Source organism: Rhodoferax sp. GW822-FHT02A01, from assembly GCF_038784515.1.
Taxonomy (GTDB): domain Bacteria; phylum Pseudomonadota; class Gammaproteobacteria; order Burkholderiales; family Burkholderiaceae_C; genus Allorhodoferax.
The window spans coordinates 4419452-4442959 of the sequence record NZ_CP152376.1; the positions used below are offsets into that span (position 1 = coordinate 4419452).

23 protein-coding genes are annotated in these 23508 nt (G+C 61.2%); 7 read left to right on the forward strand and 16 right to left on the reverse strand.

Translation table 11 applies throughout. The features are described from left to right. Positions 1-4: 4 nt before the first annotated feature. The gene (locus AAGF34_RS20960) at positions 5-985 is read right to left on the reverse strand and encodes an alpha/beta hydrolase (protein ID WP_342617647.1); all 981 of its coding nucleotides are present in this window, start codon (positions 983-985) and stop codon (positions 5-7) included. A 70-nt stretch (positions 986-1055) separates the two neighbouring features. Here AAGF34_RS20960 and AAGF34_RS20965 point away from each other — a divergent pair, with 70 nt between their 5' ends. Then, on the forward strand, positions 1056-2192 hold the full coding sequence (locus AAGF34_RS20965) for an iron-containing alcohol dehydrogenase (RefSeq protein WP_342617648.1): 1137 nt from the start codon (positions 1056-1058) through the stop codon (positions 2190-2192). Here AAGF34_RS20965 and AAGF34_RS20970 read toward each other — a convergent pair. The 8 genes from AAGF34_RS20970 to AAGF34_RS21005 all read right to left on the reverse strand — a co-directional run bounded on the left by AAGF34_RS20970 (position 2184) and on the right by AAGF34_RS21005 (position 11851). Then, the gene (locus AAGF34_RS20970; RefSeq protein ID WP_342617649.1) at positions 2184-3551 is read right to left on the reverse strand and encodes a tetratricopeptide repeat protein; all 1368 of its coding nucleotides are present in this window, start codon (positions 3549-3551) and stop codon (positions 2184-2186) included. The two genes, AAGF34_RS20965 and AAGF34_RS20970, sit on opposite strands and share 9 nt — an antisense overlap. Beyond that, positions 3529-4350 (reverse strand): serine hydrolase, encoded by an 822-nt coding sequence (locus AAGF34_RS20975; protein ID WP_342617650.1) that lies wholly within the window; start codon positions 4348-4350, stop codon positions 3529-3531. The genes AAGF34_RS20970 and AAGF34_RS20975 overlap by 23 nt, the downstream gene beginning before the upstream one ends. Before the next feature lie 9 nt (positions 4351-4359). Next, positions 4360-5445 carry a DUF3617 family protein gene (locus AAGF34_RS20980; RefSeq protein ID WP_342617651.1) on the reverse strand — a complete coding sequence of 362 codons (1086 nt, stop codon included), beginning with the start codon at positions 5443-5445 and terminating at the stop codon, positions 4360-4362. 55 nt (positions 5446-5500) lie between these two features. Next, positions 5501-6586, reverse strand: coding sequence for a phospholipase (locus AAGF34_RS20985; RefSeq protein WP_342617652.1), 1086 nt, complete (start codon positions 6584-6586; stop codon positions 5501-5503). A gap of 5 nt (positions 6587-6591) precedes the next feature. Further along, complete coding sequence (locus AAGF34_RS20990; protein WP_342617653.1) at positions 6592-7398, reverse strand: HDOD domain-containing protein; 807 nt, start codon at positions 7396-7398, stop codon at positions 6592-6594. A 71-nt stretch (positions 7399-7469) separates the two neighbouring features. Further along, positions 7470-9857 (reverse strand): Tex family protein, encoded by a 2388-nt coding sequence (locus AAGF34_RS20995; protein WP_342617654.1) that lies wholly within the window; start codon positions 9855-9857, stop codon positions 7470-7472. Positions 9858-9989: 132 nt separating this feature from the next. After that, on the reverse strand, positions 9990-11564 hold the full coding sequence (gene pap / locus AAGF34_RS21000; RefSeq protein ID WP_342617655.1) for a polyphosphate:AMP phosphotransferase: 1575 nt from the start codon (positions 11562-11564) through the stop codon (positions 9990-9992). Positions 11565-11680: 116 nt separating this feature from the next. Then, complete coding sequence (locus tag AAGF34_RS21005; RefSeq protein WP_342617656.1) at positions 11681-11851, reverse strand: hypothetical protein; 171 nt, start codon at positions 11849-11851, stop codon at positions 11681-11683. Positions 11852-11949: 98 nt separating this feature from the next. Between AAGF34_RS21005 and AAGF34_RS21010 the strand changes: the two genes are divergently transcribed. Beyond that, on the forward strand, positions 11950-12903 hold the full coding sequence (locus AAGF34_RS21010) for a histone deacetylase (protein WP_342617657.1): 954 nt from the start codon (positions 11950-11952) through the stop codon (positions 12901-12903). Positions 12904-12905: 2 nt separating this feature from the next. Here the strand turns inward: AAGF34_RS21010 and AAGF34_RS21015 are convergent, their stop codons facing one another. The 6 genes from AAGF34_RS21015 to AAGF34_RS21040 all read right to left on the reverse strand — a co-directional run bounded on the left by AAGF34_RS21015 (position 12906) and on the right by AAGF34_RS21040 (position 19469). Then, on the reverse strand, positions 12906-13358 hold the full coding sequence (locus tag AAGF34_RS21015) for a PaaI family thioesterase (protein WP_342617658.1): 453 nt from the start codon (positions 13356-13358) through the stop codon (positions 12906-12908). A gap of 21 nt (positions 13359-13379) precedes the next feature. After that, on the reverse strand, positions 13380-14174 hold the full coding sequence (locus tag AAGF34_RS21020) for an SDR family oxidoreductase (RefSeq protein ID WP_342617659.1): 795 nt from the start codon (positions 14172-14174) through the stop codon (positions 13380-13382). 13 nt (positions 14175-14187) lie between these two features. After that, positions 14188-14412 (reverse strand): hypothetical protein, encoded by a 225-nt coding sequence (locus AAGF34_RS21025; RefSeq protein WP_342617660.1) that lies wholly within the window; start codon positions 14410-14412, stop codon positions 14188-14190. Positions 14413-14422: 10 nt separating this feature from the next. Continuing rightward, entirely contained in the window at positions 14423-15598 is a 1176-nt protein-coding gene (locus AAGF34_RS21030; RefSeq protein ID WP_342617661.1) for an acetyl-CoA C-acyltransferase, read from the reverse strand. Positions 15599-15622: 24 nt separating this feature from the next. Continuing rightward, entirely contained in the window at positions 15623-17725 is a 2103-nt protein-coding gene (locus AAGF34_RS21035; protein ID WP_342617662.1) for a 3-hydroxyacyl-CoA dehydrogenase NAD-binding domain-containing protein, read from the reverse strand. 115 nt (positions 17726-17840) lie between these two features. Then, entirely contained in the window at positions 17841-19469 is a 1629-nt protein-coding gene (locus tag AAGF34_RS21040) for a 3-(methylthio)propionyl-CoA ligase (RefSeq protein WP_342617663.1), read from the reverse strand. Positions 19470-19559: 90 nt separating this feature from the next. Here AAGF34_RS21040 and AAGF34_RS21045 point away from each other — a divergent pair, with 90 nt between their 5' ends. The 5 genes from AAGF34_RS21045 to AAGF34_RS21065 are packed head-to-tail and all read left to right on the forward strand — an operon-like array spanning position 19560 to position 23099. Beyond that, a complete protein-coding gene (locus AAGF34_RS21045; protein ID WP_342617664.1) occupies positions 19560-21041 on the forward strand; it encodes a YdiU family protein in 1482 nt (493 codons plus the stop codon). Positions 21042-21064: 23 nt separating this feature from the next. Then, positions 21065-21475, forward strand: a complete 411-nt coding sequence (gene msrB / locus AAGF34_RS21050; protein WP_342617665.1) for a peptide-methionine (R)-S-oxide reductase MsrB — start codon at positions 21065-21067, stop codon at positions 21473-21475. Next, positions 21472-22026: a septation protein A gene (locus AAGF34_RS21055; RefSeq protein ID WP_342617666.1), complete on the forward strand. Its 555-nt coding sequence runs from the start codon at positions 21472-21474 to the stop codon at positions 22024-22026. Before msrB ends, AAGF34_RS21055 begins: the two co-directional genes overlap by 4 nt. Beyond that, on the forward strand, positions 22023-22298 hold the full coding sequence (locus tag AAGF34_RS21060; protein WP_342617667.1) for a BolA family protein: 276 nt from the start codon (positions 22023-22025) through the stop codon (positions 22296-22298). Before AAGF34_RS21055 ends, AAGF34_RS21060 begins: the two co-directional genes overlap by 4 nt. A gap of 15 nt (positions 22299-22313) precedes the next feature. Further along, positions 22314-23099, forward strand: coding sequence for a peptidylprolyl isomerase (locus AAGF34_RS21065; RefSeq protein WP_342617668.1), 786 nt, complete (start codon positions 22314-22316; stop codon positions 23097-23099). Between the two features lie 73 nt (positions 23100-23172). Here AAGF34_RS21065 and AAGF34_RS21070 read toward each other — a convergent pair whose 3' ends face one another. Further along, a complete protein-coding gene (locus tag AAGF34_RS21070; RefSeq protein ID WP_342621149.1) occupies positions 23173-23400 on the reverse strand; it encodes a hypothetical protein in 228 nt (75 codons plus the stop codon). Between the last annotated feature and the right edge of the window lie 108 nt (positions 23401-23508).

Here is a 23508-nt window from a genome sequence, read left to right on the forward strand (position 1 = left end):
TCAATCAAAGACCGAAGGCGCTGCGCAGCGCTCTGGCTGCATCTGCGTGCGCTTGCGCCGCTTCCGGCAAGGCACGCCCCATCTTGATGAATTCGTGCACCACTCCCTTGTAGATTTCCATATCGACGGGGACACCGGCCATGCGTAGCCGGTCGGCATAGGCAACGCCCTCATCCACCAACGGGTCACATTCGGCCAAACCCAGCCAGGCCGGGGCCACACCACTGAGATCGGCTTCGTAGCCATCTGGCGTGCGTCCATCCAGTGGAGCAAAACGCCAGTCGTCACGATCCTGTGGGCCGCGAATGTACAGTTCAAAGAAGTAGGTGATGTGGGGCTCCTCCAGCACAAAGCCCTTGGCAAAGCGCTGGTGCGAAGGCGTGTCCTGATGGCCGGCCGTGCCAGGGTAGAACAGCAGTTGCAATACCAATGGCACTTGCTCGTCGCGCGCTTGAATAGCACATACCGCGGCCAAAGTACCCCCTGCACTGTCTCCACCTACGGCAATTCGACTGCTGTCGAGCCCGCGCTCGGCCCCGGCGGTGGACGCCCAGCGCAGTACGTCCCAGGCGTCGTCCTGCGCGGTCGGAAATTTGTGTTCTGGTGCCAACCTGTAGTCCACCGACAGCACCGCGCAATGGGCCAGGCAGCTCAGGCGCCGGCACAACACGTCGTGTGTGGCGATGCTGCCGATGGTGAAGCCTCCGCCATGAAAGTACACCAGCACCGGCAGATTGCTGCCGGTGGGTGCGTACAGCCGCACCGGAATGGCAAAACCGTCGCGTGCCATCACGGTGAAATCTTCCACCCGGTCGCGTGCCTGCGCGGGTATCTCCAGCACATCGGCGGCACCGGCATAGGCCTGCCTGGCCTGTTGCGGCGTCATGGCGTGCATGGGGATCTTCTGCACGCGGTGCATGCGCTCCAGCACTTTGTGCATGGTGGGAGTGAGCAGCGAAAGCGGGTTGCGGTGATGGTTTGTCATAGTGCCTGGCCGTGGGCAAGCTTGTTACAGTCTGGCGGTCATCCTACACGGGCAAGCAGGCAGTTCCACCATGTCACTTATCTATTACATCACCCAGGTCCAGTTTGATTTTGGCGCGATACAGCTGCTCAAGTCCGAGTGCCAGCGTGTGGGCATCAGTCGCCCCCTGATCGTGACCGACCAGGGCGTCAAGGCTGCCGGTATTCTGCAAAAGGCACTGGATGCGCTGCAAGGCGTGGACTGCGCGGTGTTTGACCAGACACCGTCCAACCCTACAGAGAGTGCGGTGCGTGCGGCAGTGGATGTGTTCAGGGCGCAGCGCTGTGATGGGTTGATTGCCGTGGGTGGTGGCTCCGCCATTGATTGCGCCAAGGGCGTGGCCATCGCAGCCACGCACGAAGGCCCCCTCACCCACTACGCCACCATCGAAGGCGGCTCACCCCGCATCTCGGACAAAGTGGCACCGCTGATTGCGGTACCCACCACCAGTGGCACAGGCAGCGAAGTGGCGCGCGGCGCCATCATCATCGTGGAAGACCACCGCAAACTGGGCTTTCACTCCTGGCATCTGGTTCCCAAGGCGGCCATCTGCGACCCGGAACTCACGCTCGGACTGCCGCCCATGCTGACTGCGGCTACCGGCATGGACGCCATTGCCCACTGCATGGAGACCTTCATGGCGCCCGCATTCAACCCACCTGCGGACGGTATCGCACTGGATGGATTGCAGCGCGCCTGGGCCCACATCGAGCCGGCTACCCACAACGGCGCAGACCGTGAAGCGCGGCTGAACCTGATGAGCGCGTCCATGCAAGGCGCCATGGCGTTTCAGAAAGGCTTGGGCTGCGTGCACTCGCTCAGCCACAGCCTGGGCGGCGTCAACCCGCGACTGCACCACGGCACGCTCAATGCGGTATTCCTGCCGGCCGTCATTGCCTTCAACGCATCGGCGCCGTCCATGCAAAAGGACCACCGTTTGCAGCGCATGGCACATGCCATGGGCTTGAGCAATGCGGCTGACATAGGTGCAGCCATCAAGGACATGAATGCCCGTCTGGGCCTGCCCAACGGTCTGACCGCCATGGGTGTGACCGAGGCACAGTGGGATGCCGTAATCCAGGGGGCCATGGCCGACCACTGCCACAAGACCAATCCGCGTATTGCGACACCCGATCAGTACCGCGAGATGTTGGCCGCCTCAATGTGAAGCGCTTGCCGCGTTCATGCGCCGCAAATTCAGGCGCGCCTTGACATTGCCAGCGTCCAGCCGCAGCGCCTGCAGGTATTCGCGCCGCGCATCCGCCGTGCGGCCCGCTTCCATATAGGCATACCCCAGGTTGTTATGCGCCCTTGATTTGCCGGGGGACAGCGCAACCGTCTGCTCCCACAGGGCAATTTCGCTGCGATAGTCCTGATTCCGCTGCACCGTCAGCACCGCACCGGCGAGCAGCAGCGCAGCGGCTACGCCCATTGCAATGCGTTGCGATAGTCGGCTCTGCAACTCCACCACCAGAGCCAGACCCAAAGGCCAGGTGGCCAGATACAACTGGCGATCATTGGCCACATCGAGCCGTGGAAGAAACAGGTACAAAGGCATCCAGTCCAGCAAGGCCCATGCAACTGCGAAGGCCGGTATTGACCTGGAGTGCCAACCGTACAGCAGGACCGCAAAAGACGCCAACAGCAGGGCCAAGCCCGGCAATGCGTGCGCAAAGTCATGCTGCACGGGAAGGTCGGGGTCGATATTGAGCCACAGCGGCACTGCCCACTGCCTTGCCAGATACAGCAGTGCAGTGAGCTGCGTGGCCAAGTTGCCCGGGAGCGAATTGAACTCCAGGCTGCGCCACATCGCTTCCCGGTAAGCGGTATTGAGCAGGAAGAAGAATGCGGCCAACAGCAACACGGCCCAGCTCCGCCAGGCCTTTCTCAATGCGGCCTTGATGCCCATTCCGCTGAACGTATCCCATAGCAGCAGCGCCAGCGGAAATGTCATGGCGGTCTCCTTAACGCTCAGGGCCAGGACCATGAACAAGGGTGGCAACAGTTTGCGCAGCGCCGTGGAATGCATAGACACCGCAGTGGCGTGGCTCCATACGCCGGCCAGAAACAGCAAGGCCATCAGCGATGAGGAACGCCCGCAGATATAGGTCACCGCCTCGGTATGGGCCGGGTGCAGCGCAAACAGTGCTGCGGCCAGCCAGGGCGCGTATGGCAGCTGATCGGCCATGCCTTTGGCAAGCAGCAGTATGTGCGACAGGCGGTACACCAGAAGCACCGCTCCGAAGTGAATCAGGATATTGACCAAGTGAAAGCCGACGGTTCCCCAGCCCGAAGTCCAGTTGAGCAGGTAGCTCAGCTTGAGCAAGGGTCGTATGCCCTCGCCCCAGTCGGCCAGCCAAGCCGAGCCGCTGTGTATTGCGGGCTGGTCGACGATGACGTTGTAGTCATCAAACTGGAAGACGCCCCCCTGCGAACTGGCATAGATCAGCACTACCAACAGTCCCAGCCAGATTACTGCGCCGCGTGGGAGTTTCCCGCCTGCATCAGGGTGTGTTGGCACGTGCAAGGGCTATGTCCAGTATGTCCACCGCGTCCCACCAGCGGTCTTTGCCTTTGAGCAGCACCAGAAGCACGCTGTGCGTGCCCCGTCGCACCAGAGCCACCAGGCATTTGCCGGCCAGCGGTGTGGTGCCGGTCTTGATCCCCACGGTACCCTCGTAGCGACCGATCAGCGCATTCTTGTTAGCAAGCACGAAGGTCCGCTGGGTGTTCGTACTGGTGATCTGCATCTGCTCTTGTGCCACCAACGTAGCCAATAGAGGGGTCCTCATCACGGCAAGGGCGAGCACCCGCAAATCCTCTGCACTGGCGTAGTGCCCGGGCGCATCGTGGCCGCATGCGTTGACGTAGCGGGTGTTGCGTAGGCCCATCTCTTTGGCACGCTGGTTCATGCGCTGCACGAATGCTGTCTCGGTTCCGGCCACCTGATCCGCCAGTGCTCTGCACGCGTCATTGGCGGAGGCAATCAGTGCGGCCGCCAGTAGGTCGTGCGTGCGCCAGGTTTCACCAGAGCGCAGTCCCAGCTTGCTTCCGGTCTCTTTGGCCGCTGCAGCATCCACCTGCACCAGAGCTTCGGGTGCCATCTGCTCGGACACCAGCAAGGCAGTCATCAGCTTGGTCAGGCTGGCCGGAGCCAGGCGCTGCGACGTATTGCGGTGCCAGATCCGCTCGCCGTCCAACTCCACCAGGTAGGACTGCGCAACCTGAGGAAAAGGGTCTTCAGTCGATGGCGTCGGGGTAGCTGCCGCACACGCCTGCGAGCCTGCAAGCAGGCTCAGGCCGAGCAGCACGAACCACTGGCGCAACCCAGGCACTCAAAAACCGAACAGATTCTTGAGCTTCTTGGCTCCGTCAATCACCGCGTCTGCCGGAATATTTCCCGGCAGGCCGGGAATGGAGACTCCGGACTTGCCAGATTCGGTCTGCGTGGACTGAGTGCTCGACTGGGAAGCTGTCTGCTTGCCGCCGGACGTGGGCATGGCAGGTTCATCCGGGTCTGGTGTATTCATGGCCTGGTCATCACCGGAGCCACCTTTGAGGCAATCGGCCAGCGAAACGCGCTGCTTTTCCGTGAAGCCGCGGCCCTCGCAATAGCGCTTGCGACTTTGCTCAGCGTAGACCTTCATCTCGGCCGGGCATTCGGCGCGCAGGCGCTGGCCGTTGTATGAGCGCATGTCACCGCGCATCTGCTTGTTGAAGTCGGCATTGCCAGCGTCTATGGATTTGCACAGCGACTTCTTTGCAGCATCCAGGCTGATGCCACAGGCCTGACTGACGGCTGGCTGGGGATTCTTGATGGAGAAGTACACCTCGACATCACGCCCCGCGTCGCGCTTCACGATCTCGCAAAACTGGTCTTTCTTGGCAGCACAAATCGCGTCCTTGCCCACAATCATGGACGCTTTGCTAAGCCACTCGCGATTGGTGGTGGCGCCCTCGCACATCTTGGCCATTTCCTTGTTGTTGGCGGCAACCTGGGCTTCGATCTTCTTTTTCATTTCATCCGGATCGCAAGCCCCGCCAACGCGCTTGTTGACAAAGCTCATGGTCATGGTGCCAGTCTTGGCGGTGGTGAAGTGGATCGTGCCCTCGGTGCGGTCCGGCGTGGCGCTCATCTCGCCACTGCCGGTCATCACCTCACCGTTCTTGGTGCAGCGCATCTTCCAGGAGCTCTTGTTTCCCGACACCTTCATGTCGGTCATTTCGCAATCTTTGTCGGTGCTGCTGCGGGGGTCGCTCTCGGTGCCTTTGGCCATGCACACCTTGTTGGTCATACCGGGCATGGCCATGCCTTGCATTTCCATCTTGTTGGTGATTTCCCAGTATTCGCCGGTAGCTGCAAAGGCTGTGGTGGCCAGCAGGCCGGAACCCAGAATCCAGGCAGCAAGGTGATTGCGCATACGAACTCCCTCAAACATGTGTATTGAGGCGAAATTGTAGAGCGCAGGTGCAGGATTACAAAGGCAAAACTTGCGCCATATCCGGTCGGCGCAACCAGTGTGCAAACTCGTCTGCCAGTTGCAGGCTGGCGGCGGTCACCGTGGACCAGGCACGCACCCGTGCGCCCACGTTGTTCCCGTAGCGCAGGAAATCACTGCGATCAGGCAGCCTGCCATAGGGCAGGGTCTGCACCCATTCGGCCCGGGGCGCGAGCAGCACCACGGTGTCCAGAAACGCAGTGGCTTTGTGGCGCCACCGCAGGCGCTTGTCCAGCCAGCCCGGGATCACCTGCTTCTGGAAATGCGGGTACAGCACCACCCCTTGCGGCCGCGCCGCGGCATAGTTCAGGTGCAGGTGGTAGTCGGTTATGCCACCGTCCCAATAGGCACCGGGCGGCGCACCTGCAATGTTGTGCACCGCCTGCAGCACGAAGGGAATGGAGCAACTGGCTTGCAGTGCCGCGCGAAGATTTGTTTGCGTCAAGGCCACCTGGCGCGTGCGGTAGTCATCGGTGGCAAAAGGAAGGTCGCTAACCGACTGGCTGGAGAACACCACGCGCTCCAGCCATGCACCCATGGCCTTTCGGTGCATCGCATTGCTGGCAAAGGCACCCAGGTAACCCAGGGGTGTGCCCAACCGGTGCTCGGTGTGCAGCAGATGGCGCCCGCGCGAGGTGACGACGTGCAGCCGGTAGCGCGGATGGCTGACAACATCCGTTTCCCGGCCCTGATAGAACGCGGTAATGGTGTGGCCAAAGGTTTCGCTCACCTGCTCCGGGCTGGGGCTTTTGCGGCCCGGCGGGATTTCGTAGTGCTGGTGAATGTAGTCATGTTCCAGTCGCTCAAACCCGACTCGGGTATCCGCCAGACAGGCCGTGGCCATGCGCCAGGCGCCAATGGAGGCGCCAATCAGATCCACCGGTTGCTGAGACTGCGTCAGCCAGTCACCGAAGACAAACTGGTCCAGCTGGCCCAGCAACAGCCCCTTGGGGCCACCGGCTGCCGCGGCGATGGTGTGTACATCGTGTGGGGAAAGCCCATTGCGGGCCATGTGGGTCAGCGCCTTGGGGCCGGCGTAGATCTGCAGTGCGCGAACTGCCATGCTGCCTAGGCGTGGGCGGCCCAGTCGAACGGGTCCTGCTGCAACACCATATCGATGTCCAGGCCCAGGGCCAGTCCGACGGTGCCAGGAAAGGTCACGGCCAGGGCGCGCTCGTTCATGCGTGCTTCTTTGCCCCGTGCGCGCCAGGACGCCAGATGGATCACACCGGCCAAGGGTTCGTAGACATTGTTCTCGAACGGCGCGTACTGGTGCTCCAGCGCGTCGACCATGGCATCCGGAAAGTGCCACATGCGGGCAAAGCCGGCACCCACCGTCGCGTAGCAATAGCCAAAGGTATTGCGCTCAGACTGCGCGCGGCGCATGTCAAACGGATCGAACCGCTCGGACAGCAAGGCGGTAGCCTCCGGCATGGCCAGATGCATGGCCAGCTCACCGATGGCGTGGATCAGCCCACAGGTAAAAGCGGCCTGCTGGTTCAGTTTGACCACGCGCGCCAGGGCGCGGGAAACACGCGCCACATTCAGGCTGTAGTCCCAGAAGCGCTGCAGGTTGATGCCGGGCACCGCCTTGACCGAGGCGATCTGCGCGGCCTCCTGGGCCATGGTGCGCACCAGTGACAGGTTCAGCAGGGCCAATGCTTCCGAGACGCTGTTGATCTGGCCGCCCAGCTTGAAGAAGTCCGAATTGGCCAGTCGCAATATCTGGGTGGTCAGAGCCGGGTCGGTGCCAATCAGTTGGTTGACCTTCTTCAGGTCCACTTCCGGGCGATCCAGCTCATTCAACAGCAGCGCCACCACCTTGGGGATGCTGGGCAGGTTGAACTGACGAACCAACAACGCGTTGATATTCATGTGATCGGACTCAGGGCGCAGGAAGAACAGATGCAAACATTATGGTCTGCAATCGGCCCTTGCCGAGCCGACTAGCGCTTGAGCTTGGCAAATGCGCTGGCCATGGCGGACTGACCGCCGAAGCCTTCATCGCGACGGCTCCCCTGCTGCCTCTCCCCACGCGCCGGGCCCTGGTAGCGGTTGTCCCCTGCCCTGTCGGATGCCGAACGCGCTGGCGCTGCGCCCAGTTTCATGGTCAGTGCGATGCGCTTGCGCGCCACATCCACTTCCACCACCTGCACCTTGACGATGTCTCCGGTCTTGACCACCTCGCGCGCGTCGTTCACAAACTTGTGCGCCAACTGGCTCACGTGCACCAAGCCGTCCTGGTGCACTCCCAGATCCACAAACGCGCCAAACGCGGCCACATTGCTCACCGTGCCCTCCAGCACCATGCCTTCTTTCAGGTCCTTGATGTCTTCCACGCCGTCGTTGAAGCGGGCCACCTTGAAGTCCGGACGTGGATCACGTCCCGGCTTTTCCAACTCGGACAGGATGTCCTTGACAGTGATGACGCCGAACTGCGCATTGGCAAACAGCTCGGGGCGCAAGGTCTTGAGCATTTCGGCGCGGCCCATGACCTCGTTCACCGGCTTGCCCACCTTGGCAATGATCTGCTCCACCACCGGATAGGTTTCCGGGTGCACGCCGGTCATGTCCAGCGGGTTGGTGCCGCCACGGATGCGCAGGAAACCGGCGCTTTGCTCAAAGGTCTTGGCGCCCAGGCCGGTCACCTGCAGCAAATCCTGGCGGCTGCTGAATGCGCCGTGCGCTTCGCGCCAACGCACCACCGCCTTGGCCACCGTGCCGGACAGGCCGGACACGCGCGAGAGCAGCGGCACGCTGGCGGTGTTGAGGTCCACACCGACCGCATTCACGCAGTCCTCCACCACCGATTCGAGCGACTTGGCCAGTGCGCTCTGGTTGACGTCGTGCTGGTACTGACCCACGCCAATGCTCTTGGGGTCGATCTTGACCAGTTCGGCCAGCGGGTCCTGCAGACGCCGCGCAATGCTGGCCGCGCCGCGCAGGCTCACATCGACGTCGGGCATTTCCTGCGAGGCAAATTCACTGGCGGAGTAAACCGAGGCTCCCGCCTCGGATACCACCACCTTGTCGATGGCGGGGCCGTTGCCCTTGGCCATGAGCTTGATCAAGTCAGCCGCCAGCTTGTCGGTTTCACGGCTGGCCGTTCCATTGCCGATGGCAATCAGGTTCACGCCATGGCGCATGCACAGGGCGCCCAGGGTGTGCAACGAACCCTCCCAGTCCTTGCGCGGTTCATGCGGATAGACGGTGGATGTTTCCACCAGCTTGCCGGTGGCATCCACCACAGCGACCTTGACGCCGGTACGGATGCCTGGGTCCAGGCCCATCACCACGCGCGGTCCGGCGGGTGCGGCCAGCAGCAGGTCGCGCAGGTTGTCGGCAAAGACCTTGATGGCGACCTTTTCGGCTTCTTCGCGCAGACGGGCAAACAGATCGCGTTCGGTGGACAGGCTGAGTTTCACCTTCCAGGTCCAGGCCACGCATTTGCGGATCAGGTCATCCGCGGCGCGGCCCATATGGCTCCAGCCCAGCTTGTGTGCCAGGCGGCCTTCGGCCAGTGTCACCACCGGTGCCGGGCGGGTCTTGGCAGCACCGGCAACGGCTACCGGCACCGTCACGGGCGGCTCAGGCAGGACCAGTTTGACATCCAGAATGTCCTGTGCCCGGCCACGGAACACGGCCAGCGCGCGGTGCGAAGGCACGCGGCCAATGGGTTCGTCGTAATCGAAGTAGTCGCGGAACTTGGCGACGTCGGCGTTGTTCTCATCCTTGCCTTCGATCAGCTTGCTCTGTAGCAAGCCTTCCTGCCACAGCCATTCGCGCAGGTCCTGCACCAGCACTGGGTCTTCGGCCCAGCGCTCCGACAGGATGTCGCGCACGCCATCCAGTACCGCCTGCACGGTGGTGAAGTCGTCTCCAGCTTCGGTTTTTTCCTTCAGCACAAAGGCTTGCGCTTCATCTGCGGGAACCAACGTGGGGTTGGCAAACAGCTTGTCGGCCAGCGGCTCAATGCCGGCTTCACGGGCAATCATGCCCTTGGTGCGGCGTTTGGGTTTGTAGGGCAGGTACAGGTCTTCCAGTTCCTGCTTGGTCGGGCAGGCATCGATGGCGGCCAGCAGCACCGGCGTCATCTTGCCCTGCTCCTCGATGCTCTTGATCACGGCCAGCTTGCGGTCGCGCAGCTCGCGCAGGTAGCTCAGGCGGGCTTCGAGTTCACGCAACTGAATATCGTCCAGGCCACCGGTGGCCTCCTTGCGATAGCGGGCAATAAAGGGAACCGTGGCGCCCCCGTCCAGGAGCTCCACAGCGGTAGCAACCTGGTCGGGACGAACACGGATTTCTTGCGCGATTTGCGCGATGATTTTCTGCATGGAAAGAAGAGAGTGAGAAATTCCGAAAGAAGGCAATCTGCCTTGAATACGCCGGCCTAGCCGACAGCGGCCCGAAGTTTGCCACAGTGGCGGACCGGTCCGATGCAGGCAGGCACTGACCGCTGTGGGCAGCTATTTCCCGGAGGCCTTATCGCCGCGTTTCTTCTTGCCACTCTTCTTGCCCTGCTCTGATTTTGGGGGCTTGGGGGCTTTGAACGATTTGTCAGACTCATGCAGCGCCGCTTCCAGCCGCTCACAGATGGTGCGCAGAATCTTGACCCGTGCAAAATTCTTGTCGTTGGACTCCACCAGGGTCCAGGGCACGTCGCCGGTGCTGGTGCGCTCCACCATGTCGCAGAGGGCTTGCTGGTATGCGTCCCACTTTTCGCGGTTGCGCCAGTCCTCCTCGGTGATCTTGAAGCGCTTGAAGGCAATCTTTTCGCGCTCCTTGAAGCGACGCAGCTGTTCCTCCTGACTGATCTGCAGCCAGAACTTCAGCACGATGGTGCCGGACTCGATCAACTCGTGTTCGAAGTCGTTGATCTCGCTGTAGGCCCGCTGCCAGTCGGCGGGAGTGCAATAGCCCTCGACCCGCTCCACCAGCACCCGGCCATACCAGGTGCGGTCAAAGATCGCAAAGTGGTTCTTGCGAGGCAGGTGCCGCCAGAAGCGCCACAGATAAGGCTGGGCCCGTTCTTCTTCGGTGGGTGCAGCCACGGGAATCACCTGGAACTGGCGCGCATCCAATGCCGCCGTGACGCGGCGTATCGCCCCGCCCTTGCCTGCTGCGTCCGCCCCTTCGAAAGCAACGACCACGGACCGTTTGGCCAGGCGCGAATCGCGGGCCAATTCGGACAGTCGCCCCTGCAGAAGCCCCAGTTCGGCCTTGTAATCCTTGTCCGGCAACTTGCGCGATAGATCCATTGCAGACAGCACGTTGCGCCCATCGGTATCGGCCCGCACCATGGGCGCACCGGGGAAGGTCGGGTGCCGCTTTTCCGCCAGTTTGGCCGCCAGCGCCGCCTGCAGAACTTGGCCCACCTTGAGCGAGCGGAAACGGTCGTCCACGCCTTCCACGATGACCCAGGGCGCAGCAGCCGTATTGGTCATGCGCAGCAGGTGGCTGGAAACTTCGTGCAGGGCGTCATAGGTCTTGAGCCGCTGCCAATGCCAGGGGGTCACGCGCCAGGCGGTGTGCGGATCACTCTCCAGCGCCTCGAAGCGCGCGCGCTGCGCTTCCTTGGTGAGGTGAATCCAGAACTTCAGCACCAGAGCGCCTTCGTTGACCAACATGGTCTCGAAGCGGTTGATCTGCGCGGCGCGGGCGTCCAGCTCCATTTCGCTGAGTTCCCCGCTGATGCGCATGCGGATAGGGTCGGAATACCAGGACCCGGAAAAAATGCCGATGCGGCCTTTGGGTGGCAGTGCACGCCAATAACGCCACATAGCCGGGCGTTCCCGCTCTTCGTCGGTAGGCTCTTCAAATGCCAGGGTGGAGAGGTAGCGCGGGTCCATCCACTCATACAAAACGCTGATGGTTTCGCGCTTGCCAGCGCCGTCTTCCCCGCTGATGAGCACCACCACAGGCAACTTCTTCTGGGCAAACAGCGTGGCCTGCGCCTCCAGCAGAGACTCGCGCAGAACGGGTACCTGCTCCTTGTATTGTGCTTTGCTGACCTTGTGGCCTATTTCGGCTGACTCGAACATGAATACTCCCGGGTGAACCCCTCCATTGTGTGCCTGCGCGCACGCCCCATCCACACTTTTCACGGCACCATGAAAAAAGGCCCTCTGGGAGGGCCTTTTCTGGGGAACCGGTTGGCTTAGCCGCCCTTGCTCGGACGCTTGCCGGGGTTCTTCTTGCTGCGCGTTGCCACGCCACGTTCCAGGCTGATGCGCTGGCCACGGCCGCCGGTGGGCAGCGTGAAGCCGGGCTGGGGTGCGGGACGGGGAGAAGCCTTGCGATCAGCTTCGGTAACGATTTTGTTGCCCATTTGAATTTCCAAGAGAAAAAGTGAATACCCCCATATTTGAACATTTTTTGAAAAGGTCCTGCCAAGCCGGTACAACAGGCTTGCCTCACAATCCCCGCATGCAAGCTTTTTACAGTGACCGCTTCGTGCTTCCCCTGCCCGCGGGACACCGTTTCCCCATGGAAAAGTACAAGCTGCTGCGCGATCAATTGACCGAGCACCTACCCCAGGTCAGCATGCAACAGGCGCCGGAGGCGACCGAAGGTGAACTGGCCCTGGCGCATGACCCGGCCTACATCCAGGCCATTGCGGACGGCAGTGTCGACAGCAGAATCCTGCGGGAGATCGGTTTTCCCTGGAGCCCGGCCATGGCGGCGCGTGCCCGCAGGTCAGTAGGCGGCACCATCGCCGCCGGGCGTGCAGCCATGCGTGAAGGCGTTGCCGCCAATCTGGCCGGTGGCACGCACCACTCCTACGCTGACAAGGGCGGTGGATTCTGTGTTTTCAACGATTTGGCTGTTACCGCCCGCGTGCTGCAGGCGGAATGGGCGCGCCTGCATGGGCAACATCGACCGTTGCAAGTGGCTATCGTGGACCTGGATGTGCACCAGGGCAACGGTACTGCCAGCATCTTCAAGAACGACAAGAGCGTGTTCACGCTGTCCCTGCACGGAGACAAGAACTTCCCCTTCCGCAAGGAAGCAAGTCACCTGGATATCGCCTTGCCGGATGGCTGTACCGATGGCGACTACCTGAGCGCGCTGGAGAATGCGCTGCTGGAACTGGAGGGGCGCTTCCAGCCCGGTGTCGTGCTGTACTTGGCGGGTGCCGACCCCCACGAGGGCGACCGACTGGGGCGCCTCAAGCTCAGCTTTGACGGCATGCAGGCGCGCGACCGCCGGGTTTTTGACTGGTGCTTTGCACGCCGCCTGCCCTGTGTGTTTGCCATGGGCGGCGGTTATGGAACCGATATTCGCACCACGGTGCAGGTGCAGTTCAACACCTACCGTATAGCCGTGGAATATTGGAAGCGCTGGCGCAACCTGGCGCCTGCGCGCAAGGTCGGCTCCTGATATCAGTCCGTGCTGATCTGCAGCGGATGCACGCTGCGACCGGTTGCGGCCAGTCGCTTCATGTACTTGAAGGTGCCGGTAGCATGCGCACAGGCGTGGCCGCGCGCGTCATAGACCGTGGCCTGGGTGAAGGCCATGGTGGCAGTGCGGTGCATCAGTTCCCCCTTGGCCACCAGCGGTCCCGATTCGCTGGGTGTGGCGGGCCGCATGAAGCTGGTTTTCATCTCGATGGTGACCACGCCCAGCTCCGGACAGACGCTGCGTGCAGCGCTGGCCATAGTCACGTCGAGCAGCGTCATGACCACGCCGCCATGGGTCACGGCAAAGGAGTTCAGCAGCTCGGGCTTGTGGGCAAGTTCAATTTCGGAATGTCCGCCGTCAAAACGCGTCAGGACCATTCCGAGGTGTTTGACAAAAGGGATGTCTGCGCCGAAGGAAAGTGGCGTTTGGGTCATGTTGTTGGGGCTTTCAATGTCTTATGCGCCTGTCACCACGCTGATACCGCCGTCCACCGCCAGCCACTGCCCCGTAATATGTTTGCCAGCGTCTGACGCGAACAGCAGGCAGGCGCCCTTGAGGTCTTCGTCGTCACCCAGGCGCTGCAGCGGCACGCCCGCCTTCATCTGCTCTTCACCTACTGAAGCGATCAGTCCGGCCGTCATCTTGCTGGGGAAGAAGCCCGGACAGATGGCGTTGACCGTTATGTTGTAGGCGCCCCATTCGGCGCCCAGTGTGCGGGTGAAATTGATCACCGCGCCCTTGGAAGTGTTGTAAGCAATGGTCTTCAAGAAAGCCGGGTTGCCGTTGAGTCCGGCGATGGAGGCGACGTTGATGATGCGCCCGGAGCGACGCGCAATCATGCTGCGTTTGGCAATGGACTGGCTGAGCAGGAAGTAGCCCCGCACATTGAGGTTCATGACCTTGTCCCAGGCATCCACCGGGTGGTCTTCGGCCGGGGCGCCCCAGCTGGCGCCAGCGTTGTTCACCAGAATGTCCACGTCGCCCATGCGGTGCAGGGTTTCGGTGGTGAGGCGCTCGATGTCGGCCTCCTTGGCGCAGTCCGCGGCGGTCCAGCGTGCGTCAATGCCGGCGGCTTGCAGTTCGGCCACCGCCTGCTCCAGTTCATCGGCCTTGCGGGCGCTGAGCATGATGCGCGCGCCGGCCTCACCCAAGGCGTGCGCCATTTGCAGCCCCAGCCCGCGGGAGCCACCGGTGACCAGCGCGGTTTTGCCGCTGAGGTCGAACAGCTGTTGAACCGTGCGTGCTGTCATATGCCACCTCTTTTCATTTGTCGCGCTGGCGGGCGCGCAGGTAAAACGCCACCAGGCCCATGGCCAGCGCAATCGAGCCTACGGCATACAGACCGCTGGCGTCAGCCCCTTGCGTAGTTTCGGTGAAATACCCCAGCACCAGCGCCAGCAGCCCGCCATAAATCAGTGTCCAGACCGTGCGCTCCAGGCGCACATGGCTTGCGTGCGTGCTGCCGTTGTATTTCTTGAAAAAGCTCATCTTGTTCGACCTATAAAACCTCGAAGATACCCGCAGCGCCCATGCCCCCTCCAATGCACATGGTCACGCACACCCGCTTGGCACCGCGCCGTTTGCCTTCAATCAGCGCATGGCCGGTCAAGCGCTGACCGGACACACCGTACGGATGGCCCACCGCAATCGCCCCGCCGTTCACGTTCAGGCGGTCCGCGGGAATGCCCAGCTTGTCGCGGCAATACAGCACTTGTACTGCAAAAGCCTCGTTGAGTTCCCACAGGTCGATATCCTGCATGGACAGGCCCAGGCGCTTGAGCACCTTGGGTATGGCAAACACCGGGCCTATGCCCATCTCATCCGGTTCGCAGCCTGCCACGGCAAAGCCCAGGAAGCGGCCTAGCGGCTTCAGACCACGGCGCTCGGCCAGCGTTTCGTCCACCACCACCACGGCGCCACCGCCATCGGAAAACTGGCTGGCATTGCCCGCCGTGACCAGTCCGCCGGGAAGTGCCGAGCGCAGCCCGTGAATGCCTTCGAACGTGGTGCCGGGGCGAATGCCCTCGTCGTCTTCCACCGTCACCTGCCGCGTCACCAGGCCCATGCCTTTATCGGCCACACCCATGGTGACGGAGATGGGTGCAATTTCTTCCTTGAACAGCCCAGCCTCCAAGGCGGCCGTGGCGCGCTGCTGGCTGGCTGCGCCGTATTCATCCATGGCATCGCGCCCGATGCCGTAGCGCTTGGCCACGTTTTCCGCTGTCTGCAGCATGTTCCAGTAGATCTCGGGCTTGTGCTGCACCAGCCAGGGATCGCTCAGCATGTGCTGGTTCATCTCCTGCTGCACGCAGGAGATGGCTTCCACGCCACCGGCCACATACACATCGCCCTCGTTGGCCACAATGCGCTGGGCCGCCATGGCAATGGTCTGCAGCCCGGAGGAACAGAATCGGTTGATGGTCACGCCCGATACCGTCACCGGACAACCAGCGCGCAGCGCGGCCTGGCGGGCGATGTTGGCGCCGGTAGCCCCTTCCGGTGTGGCACAGCCCATGAGCACGTCATCGACTTCGGCGGCATCGATGCCTGCGCGGCGGATGGCGTGCTCAATGGCATGGCCACCCAGCGTGGCACCGTGGGTCATGTTGAAGGCACCCTTCCAGCTCTTGGCAAGCGGGGTGCGGGCGGTGGAAACAATTACAGCGCGGGTCATGTCGGGTTCTCCTGTTCGGGGGGCTTATTGGCCAAAGGTCTTGCCATCAGCGACCAGTCGCTGCAACAGCGGCGCGGGCTGCCAGAAGGCCGCGTCGTCCAGCGGGTTCTGCGCAAAACGCTGCATCGTCTGCACCACATTGAAGAGGCCCAGCTCATCGGCATAGCGCAGCGGCCCGCCGCGGTGCACCGGAAATCCGTAGCCAAAGATATAGACGATGTCGATGTCACTGGCCTTGTTGGCTATGCCCTCCTCCAGGATGTGCGCGGCCTCGTTCACCAGCGAGAACACCAGGCGCTGCACGATTTCCTCATCCGAAATTTTGCGCGGGGTGATGCCCAGCGCCTTGCGGTGCTCCGCAATCAGGGTTTCGACTTCCGCGTTGGGAATGGCATCGCGCTTGCCCGCCACATAGTCGTACCAGCCGGCTCCCGTCTTCTGGCCGAAGCGGCCTTTTTCGCACAGCAGGTCGGCCGTCTTGCTGTATTTGAGGTTCGGCTTTTCCTGGTAGCGGCGCTTACGGATGGCCCAGCTGATGTCATTGCCGGCCAAGTCGCTCATGCGGAACGGGCCCATGGCAAAGCCGAACTTCTCCACGGCCTTGTCCACCTGCTGCGGTGTGCAGCCTTCGTCCAGCAGAAAGCCGGCCTGCCGTGCGTACTGCTCGATCATGCGGTTGCCGATGAAGCCGTCGCACACGCCCGAGACGACGGCGGTCTTGCGGATCTTCTTGGCTACGCTCATGACGGTGGCCATGACGTCCTTGCCGGTCTTTTCACCACGCACAATTTCCAGCAGCTTCATGACATTGGCCGGGCTGAAGAAATGCAGACCCACCACGTCCTGCGGACGGTTGGTGAATGCGGCGATGCGGTTGAGGTCCAACGTGGAGGTGTTCGAAGCCAGAATGGCGCCGGGCTTCATCACGCAGTCCAGCTCCTTGAACACGGTCTCCTTGACACCCATGTCTTCGAACACGGCCTCGATGACCAGGTCCGCTTCCTTCAGTTCGTCATAGCGTAGCGTGGTGCTGAGCAGGGCCATGCGCTGCTCGTATTTGTCGGCCTTGAGTTTGCCCTTTTTGATCTGCGATTCGTAGTTCTTGCGGATCGTGGCCACACCCCGATCCAGTGCTTCCTGTTTGGCTTCCAGCAGTTTCACCGGAACGCCGGCGTTGAGGAAGTTCATGGCAATGCCGCCGCCCATGGTGCCGGCACCGATGACGGCCACGCTTTTGATTTCGCGCTGTGGTGTGTCCGAAGGCACATCCGGGATCTTGGAGGCGGCCCGTTCCGCCAGAAACAGGTGACGCAGCGCGCGGCATTCGGAAGTCCACATCAGGTTGAGGAACAGCTCGCGCTCCGCCGCCATGCCTTCTTCGAATTTCTTCTTGGTGGCGATCTCCACGGCATCCACGCACTTGGCCGGCGCAGGAAAATGCTTGGCCATGCCCTTGACCATGTTGCGGGCGAACTGGAAATAGGCATCTCCCTGCGGGTGTTTACATGGCAGGTCGCGCACGCGCGGCAGCGGGCGCACTGCAGCCACAGAACGCGCAAAGGCTAGGGCCTCTTCCGCCAGGGAATCTGCCGACGCGGCCATTTTGTCGAACAGCTTCTGCCCCGGCAGCATGGCCAGCATCTCGGCCTTGACCGTCCCGCCGCTCACGATCATGTTCAGCGCAGGCTCCACGCCCAAGGCACGCGGCAGGCGTTGTGTACCACCGGCACCGGGGATGAGGCCGATCTTGACTTCAGGTAGCGCGATGCTGGTGCCGGGCGCGGCAATGCGGTAGTTACAGCCCAGCGAAAGCTCCAGTCCACCGCCCATGGCCACCGTATGCAGGGCCGCAACCACGGGTTTGGTCGAGTTCTCCAGCAAGGCGATGATGCTCAGCAGGTTGGGCTCCCGAAAGGCCACATCCTTGCCGAACTCCTTGATGTCTGCGCCACCTGAAAATGCCTTGCCGGCCCCGGTAAGGACGATGGCCTGCACAGCGCTGTCGGCCAAAGCCTTGGTCATGCTGTCGGCAATCGCCAGCCGGGTCGACAAACCCAGACCATTGACGGGCGGGTTGTCGAGGGTGATTACGGCGATGTCGCCATGGACTTGGTAATGCGCAGTCATGCGGTCTCCTCAAAATAGAACGGTCGTTCTTTTTGATTCTAGAAGCTATTTGTGACGGGAATCACAGGGTTGTCACGGGTGCGACCCCGCCTACCCTGTGACGGTGACGGATGGTTCAGGTATTGGGCAGGCGGTAGTCCATCAGCATCTCGCGCAATTTGCTCTTTTGCATTTTGCCGGTGCCGCCCAAAGGAATGGCATCCACGAAAATCACGTCGTCCGGGATCTGCCACTTGGCCGTCTTGCCCTCAAAGAAGGCCAGCAGTTCGTCGCGACTCACATCGGCGCCCTGTTTCTTCATCACCGCAATCACCGGCCGTTCGTCCCACTTGGGATGGCGCATGCCGATGCAGGCTGCCATGGCTACCGCCGGGTGCGCCATGGCAATGTTTTCGACGTCGATGGAGCTGATCCATTCGCCGCCGGACTTGATCACGTCCTTGCTGCGGTCGGTGATCTGCATATAGCCCTCGGGGTCAATCGTTGCCACATCGCCTGTGGGAAACCAGCCATCTACCAGCGGCGAGCCACCCTCGCCCTTGTAGTACTCGCTGATCACCCAGGGACCCTTGACCAGCAGGTCGCCGCAGGCCTTGCCGTCCCAGGGCAGCTCCTTGCCTTCGCCGTCCACGATTTTCATGTCCACGCCGAAGATGTTGCGGCCCTGCTTGAGTCGCAACTTCAGCTTTTCCTCGGGTGGCAGCGCCAGATGCTTGTTCTTGAGTGAGCAAACGGTGCCCAGGGGTGAAATTTCCGTCATGCCCCAGGCATGCAGCACTTCCACGCCATACACATCGTTGAACAGGTTAATCATGGCCGGCGGGCAGGCCGAGCCACCGATCACGGTGCGCTTGAGGGTGGAAAAACGCACGTTGGCTGACTGCACGTGCGACAGCAGCATCTGCCAGACCGTGGGCACGCCAGCAGCGAAGTTGACCTTTTCGGACTCGATGAGCTCATAGATGGACTTTCCATCCATGGCCGGACCGGGAAACACCAGCTTGGCACCGTTCATGGTTCCAGAGTACGGCAAGCCCCAGGCATTGACGTGGAACATCGGTACCACTGGCAAGATGGAGTCCCGGGCACTCACGTTGAGTCCGTCCGGCAAGGCACTCGAATAAGCATGGAGCACGGTGGAGCGATGGCTGTACAACGCGCCCTTGGGGTTGCCCGTGGTACCGCTGGTGTAACACATGCTGGAGGCACAGTTCTCGTCAAAATCAGGCCAGTCATAGGTACTGGACTCGCGCCCAATCCAGCTCTCATAGCTGATCAGTCCGGGCACACCGCTGTCCGCCGGCAGTTTGCTTTCGTCACACAGGGCGACAAAATGCTTGATGGTGGGGCAACGGCTGTGCACGGCCTGCACGATGGGCAGAAAGGTCATATCGAAGCACAGCACTTGGTCTTCGGCATGGTTGACGATCCAGACGATCTGGTCCGGGTGCAGGCGCGGGTTGAGCGTGTGCACCACGCGCCCGGAGCCACTCACACCGAAATACAGCTCCAGGTGGCGGTAACCATTCCACGCCAGCGTGGCAACCCGGTCACCAAAACCGAGGTTCCAGCGGTCCAGCGCATTGGCCACCTGGCGCGAGCGCGCTGCCACCTGTTTGTAATTGGAGCGGTGGATATCGCCCTCCACACGGCGGGAAATTACCTCGGAATCGCCGTGGTTGCGGGCCGCAAATTCGATCAGGGAAGAAATGAGAAGTTGCTGACTTTGCATTAATCCAAGCATGGGTAGTCTCCGTGATTTTTGTGATGTCATAGTACCCGTAGCAAAGCCCCAGAAACCCGGGGAGTTAGCCCTCTAAGGGAGAATCCCTAGATGCCCTTCCCGCCCGCTCCTCCTGTGCTCGACCACGGCCTTTCCTGGCAACACCATTTTGCCGCCTTGGGCGAGCGCTTTTACGTTCCCATGCAATCAGCGCCCATGCCCGCTCCTTACTGGGTCGGACACAGTGCCGCCTTGGGCGCAGAACTGGGTCTGCCGCCGCAGTGGATGCACTCGGATTCGTGGTTGCAGGCGCTCTGTGGCAATGCCGAGCTTGAGGGGAGCAAGCCGCTGTCGTCGGTGTATAGCGGACACCAGTTTGGCGTCTGGGCCGGCCAATTGGGCGACGGGCGCGCCATTTTGCTGGGCGAAGCGGCAGGCATGGAGCTGCAACTCAAAGGAGCCGGGCTGACGCCCTTCTCGCGCATGGGAGACGGCCGAGCCGTCCTGCGCAGCAGCATCCGCGAGTTCTTGTGCAGCGAAGCCATGCATGGCCTGGGCATTCCGACCACGCGCGCACTCAGCGTGGTGGGGTCGGACATGCCGGTGCGCCGCGAGACCATGGAAACAGCAGCGGTGGTCACCCGTGTTGCGCCCAGCTTCATCCGCTTTGGCCATTTTGAACATTTCTGCCACAGCAACCAGCACGAAGCACTGAAGGTCCTAGCCGACTACGTCATAGACCGGTACTACCCCGCTTGCCGAGGTGACTCCCGTTGGGGCGGCAACCCCTATATTGCCTTCGTAGCCGCAGTGACCGAGCGCACGGCACATATGGTGGCGCACTGGCAATCGGTGGGGTTCTGCCATGGGGTCATGAACACCGACAACATGAGTATTCTGGGTTTGACGATTGACTACGGGCCGTTCCAGTTCATGGATGGCTACAACCCGGCCCACATCTGCAACCACTCAGATCAAGAGGGGCGCTACGCATTCCGCAAGCAGCCCCAGATTGCTTATTGGAACCTGTTCTGCCTGGGTCAGGCCATGGTTCCCCTGGTCGAGGATCAACAGACGCTCATCGCCGCACTGGAGACCTTTCAAACCATCTACCCACGGGCTCTGGCACTGCGGTTTGCCGCCAAGCTGGGCCTGCCGGAAGGAACAGAGGCTCCAACAGAGCTACTGGAGTCCATCCTGCAACTGCTGGCCAGCGAATCCGTGGACTTCACCATCTTCTGGCGTCGGCTAAGCCATTGGACTGCTGCGCAGGACCCGGCCGATGCCTCCGTGCGGGATCTGTTCCTGAATCGGGACGGAATCGACGCGTGGCTGAGCAGCTTTGCAAATCTTCACACACCACCAGACCGGCAGTCTGCCTCGCGGCGTATGCTGCAAGTCAACCCCAAGTTCGTACTGCGCAATCATCTGGGTGAACTGGCAATCCGGGCGGCCCGGCAGAAAGATTTCGGTATGGTGGCCGATTTGCTGAAAGTTTTGCAGTCGCCCTGCGACGAACACCCAGAACATGCGGCTTTTGCCGACTTTCCGCCCGATTGGGCGCCCAGCATCGAAATCAGCTGCAGTTCCTGAACCCGTACAACCCGAGAACCGTCATGACCTACAAAATCGAGAAAACCGCCGACGAATGGAAAGCCCTGCTCAAAGCCAAGGGCGCCGAGCCTTTGGCCTTTGACGTCACCCGTAAGGAAGCCACGGAACGCGCACACACCGGGCGCTGGGCCAACAACAAGTCCAAGGGCATGTACCTTTGCATCTGCTGCGACAAGCCCTTGTTCGCGTCGGACGCAAAGTACGAGTCCGGCACCGGTTGGCCCAGCTACTTCCAGCCAGTTAGTCCTGACGCAATAGGTACACAGGAAGACGGTATGCTGTGGATGAAGCGAACCGAAGTGCACTGCGCCGATTGCGGTGCCCACCTGGGCCATGTATTCAACGACGGACCGGATCCTACCGGGCTGCGTTATTGCATGAACTCGGCTTCGCTACACTTCAAGCCTGAATGAAAACACTGCTCGACTTTCTACCCTTTCTGCTTTTCTTCGGGGCTTTCAAGCTCTTTGACATTTACGTTGGCACGGCGGTACTGATGGCAGCTACCGCGTTGCAGATGTTTGTGGTGTACCGCATGGACGGCCGTTTGCAGACCATGCAGAAGATCACGTTGCTGCTGGTCTTGGTCTTTGGTACTCTGACGCTGGCACTGCATGACGAGCGCTTCATCAAGTGGAAGCCCACGGTGTTGTATGCCGCCATGTCCATTGCGTTGGCCGTTGCGCTCTGGGGCATGGGCAAGAACGTTCTGAAGCTGATGTTGGGCGGCCAATTGGAGCTGCCTGACCGCATCTGGCACCGCCTCACCATCGCCTGGGTAGGCTACACGGCCTTCATGGCAGCCATCAATGCCTATGTGGTGCTGTACTACAGCACGGAGGCCTGGGTGAGTTTCAAGGTGTGGGGCTATGTGTTTCCACTCACCTTCCTCATTGCGCAGGGCTTCTATATCGCGCCCCATATCAAGAGTGGCGACGTTCCGCACGACGGGGCTTCCCAATGAATACTGCTTTGGAACCCACCGCGGCGCAAATGGAATCCTGCTTGCGTGAGCGCTTGCAGGCCCGTACGTTGGAAGTGCTGGATGAAAGCGCGCAGCACGCAGGCCATGCCGGGGCCAGCGCGAGCGGTGTGGGAACCCATTTCAGGGTCCGCATAGCTTCACCCTTATTTACCGGCAAGTCACGCGTGGCGCGTCATCGCCTTGTGTATGATGCGCTGCAAGAATTCATGGCTGCGGGAGTACACGCTTTGGCCATAGAAACCTTAGATTGATCACCAGGAAACCACATGAAGAAGCAAATTTTCTCGGCTCTGGCCCTTGCGGCCGCCATTGGAGCCATGTCGGGCGCAGCCTTGGCCCAAAACGTAGCCATCGTGAATGGCGTTGCCATTCCCAAGGAGCGCATCGATGCGTTGGCCCAGCAGGTGGCCCGCTCCGGACGCCAGATCACCCCTGAAATGCAGGGTCAGCTGCGTGATGAAGTCATCGCCCGCGAAATTTTTGCCCAGGAAGCCCACAACAAGGGCCTGGACGCCACCGACGACTACAAGAACCAGATCGAACTGACCAAGCAGTCCATCCTGATTCGTGAGCTGTTTACCGACTTCCAGAAGAACAATGCCGTTTCGGACGAAGAAGCCAAGGCCGAGTACGACAAGTTCGCTTCCGCCAATGCAGGCAAGGAATACAAGGCCCGCCACATTCTGGTGGAAAAGGAAGCTGATGCAGTGGACATCATTTCCAAAATCAAGAAGGGCGCCAAGTTTGAAGACTTGGCCAAGAAGCTGTCCAAAGACCCAGGCTCCGGTGCCAAGGGTGGCGATCTGGATTGGGCCAATCCTGGTAACTACGTAAAGGAATTCTCTGAAGCGCTGGTGGCCCTGCAAAAAGGCAAGATGACTGAAAAACCGGTTAAGAGCCAGTTCGGCTATCACATCATCCGCCTGGACGATGTCCGCGATGCACAGCTGCCCAAATTTGAGGACGTCAAGCCGCAGATTGCCCAGCAATTGCTGCAACAGAAGATGGCCAAATACCAGGAAGAACTGCGCGCCAAGGCCAAGATCGAGTAAGGCGTACATCCCTCTCCAACAAAAAAACGCGGCCAAGGCCGCGTTTTTTTATGCGCGCGGGTAAGTGCAGAAACTATTGGAGGATTTGCTCCACAGCGGCCTTGGCTTCTTGCAGATCGGCAAAAAACCGGGTGGGCTGGGGCATGGCCTTGGGTAAATGGGCAGGTGGCGCCCAGAGCCGGCCATCGAGCCAGCTGGCGATACAACCGCCTATGTCTTTGGGCTTGAGCGTGCACACCGGAATGCCATCCAGTGATGCGGTCCAAACTGAGGGAGTTTCCTCCCAGTGCAGATTTACCATAGTTGTCAACCCCCAAAGCAATGTGTTTATGTGAGGCATTCTAGGTCCATCAGCTAGGCTGAACTGCGCGGCAGTGGCCGTGGCCTGGAAAATGCGCCTGGCGGCCAC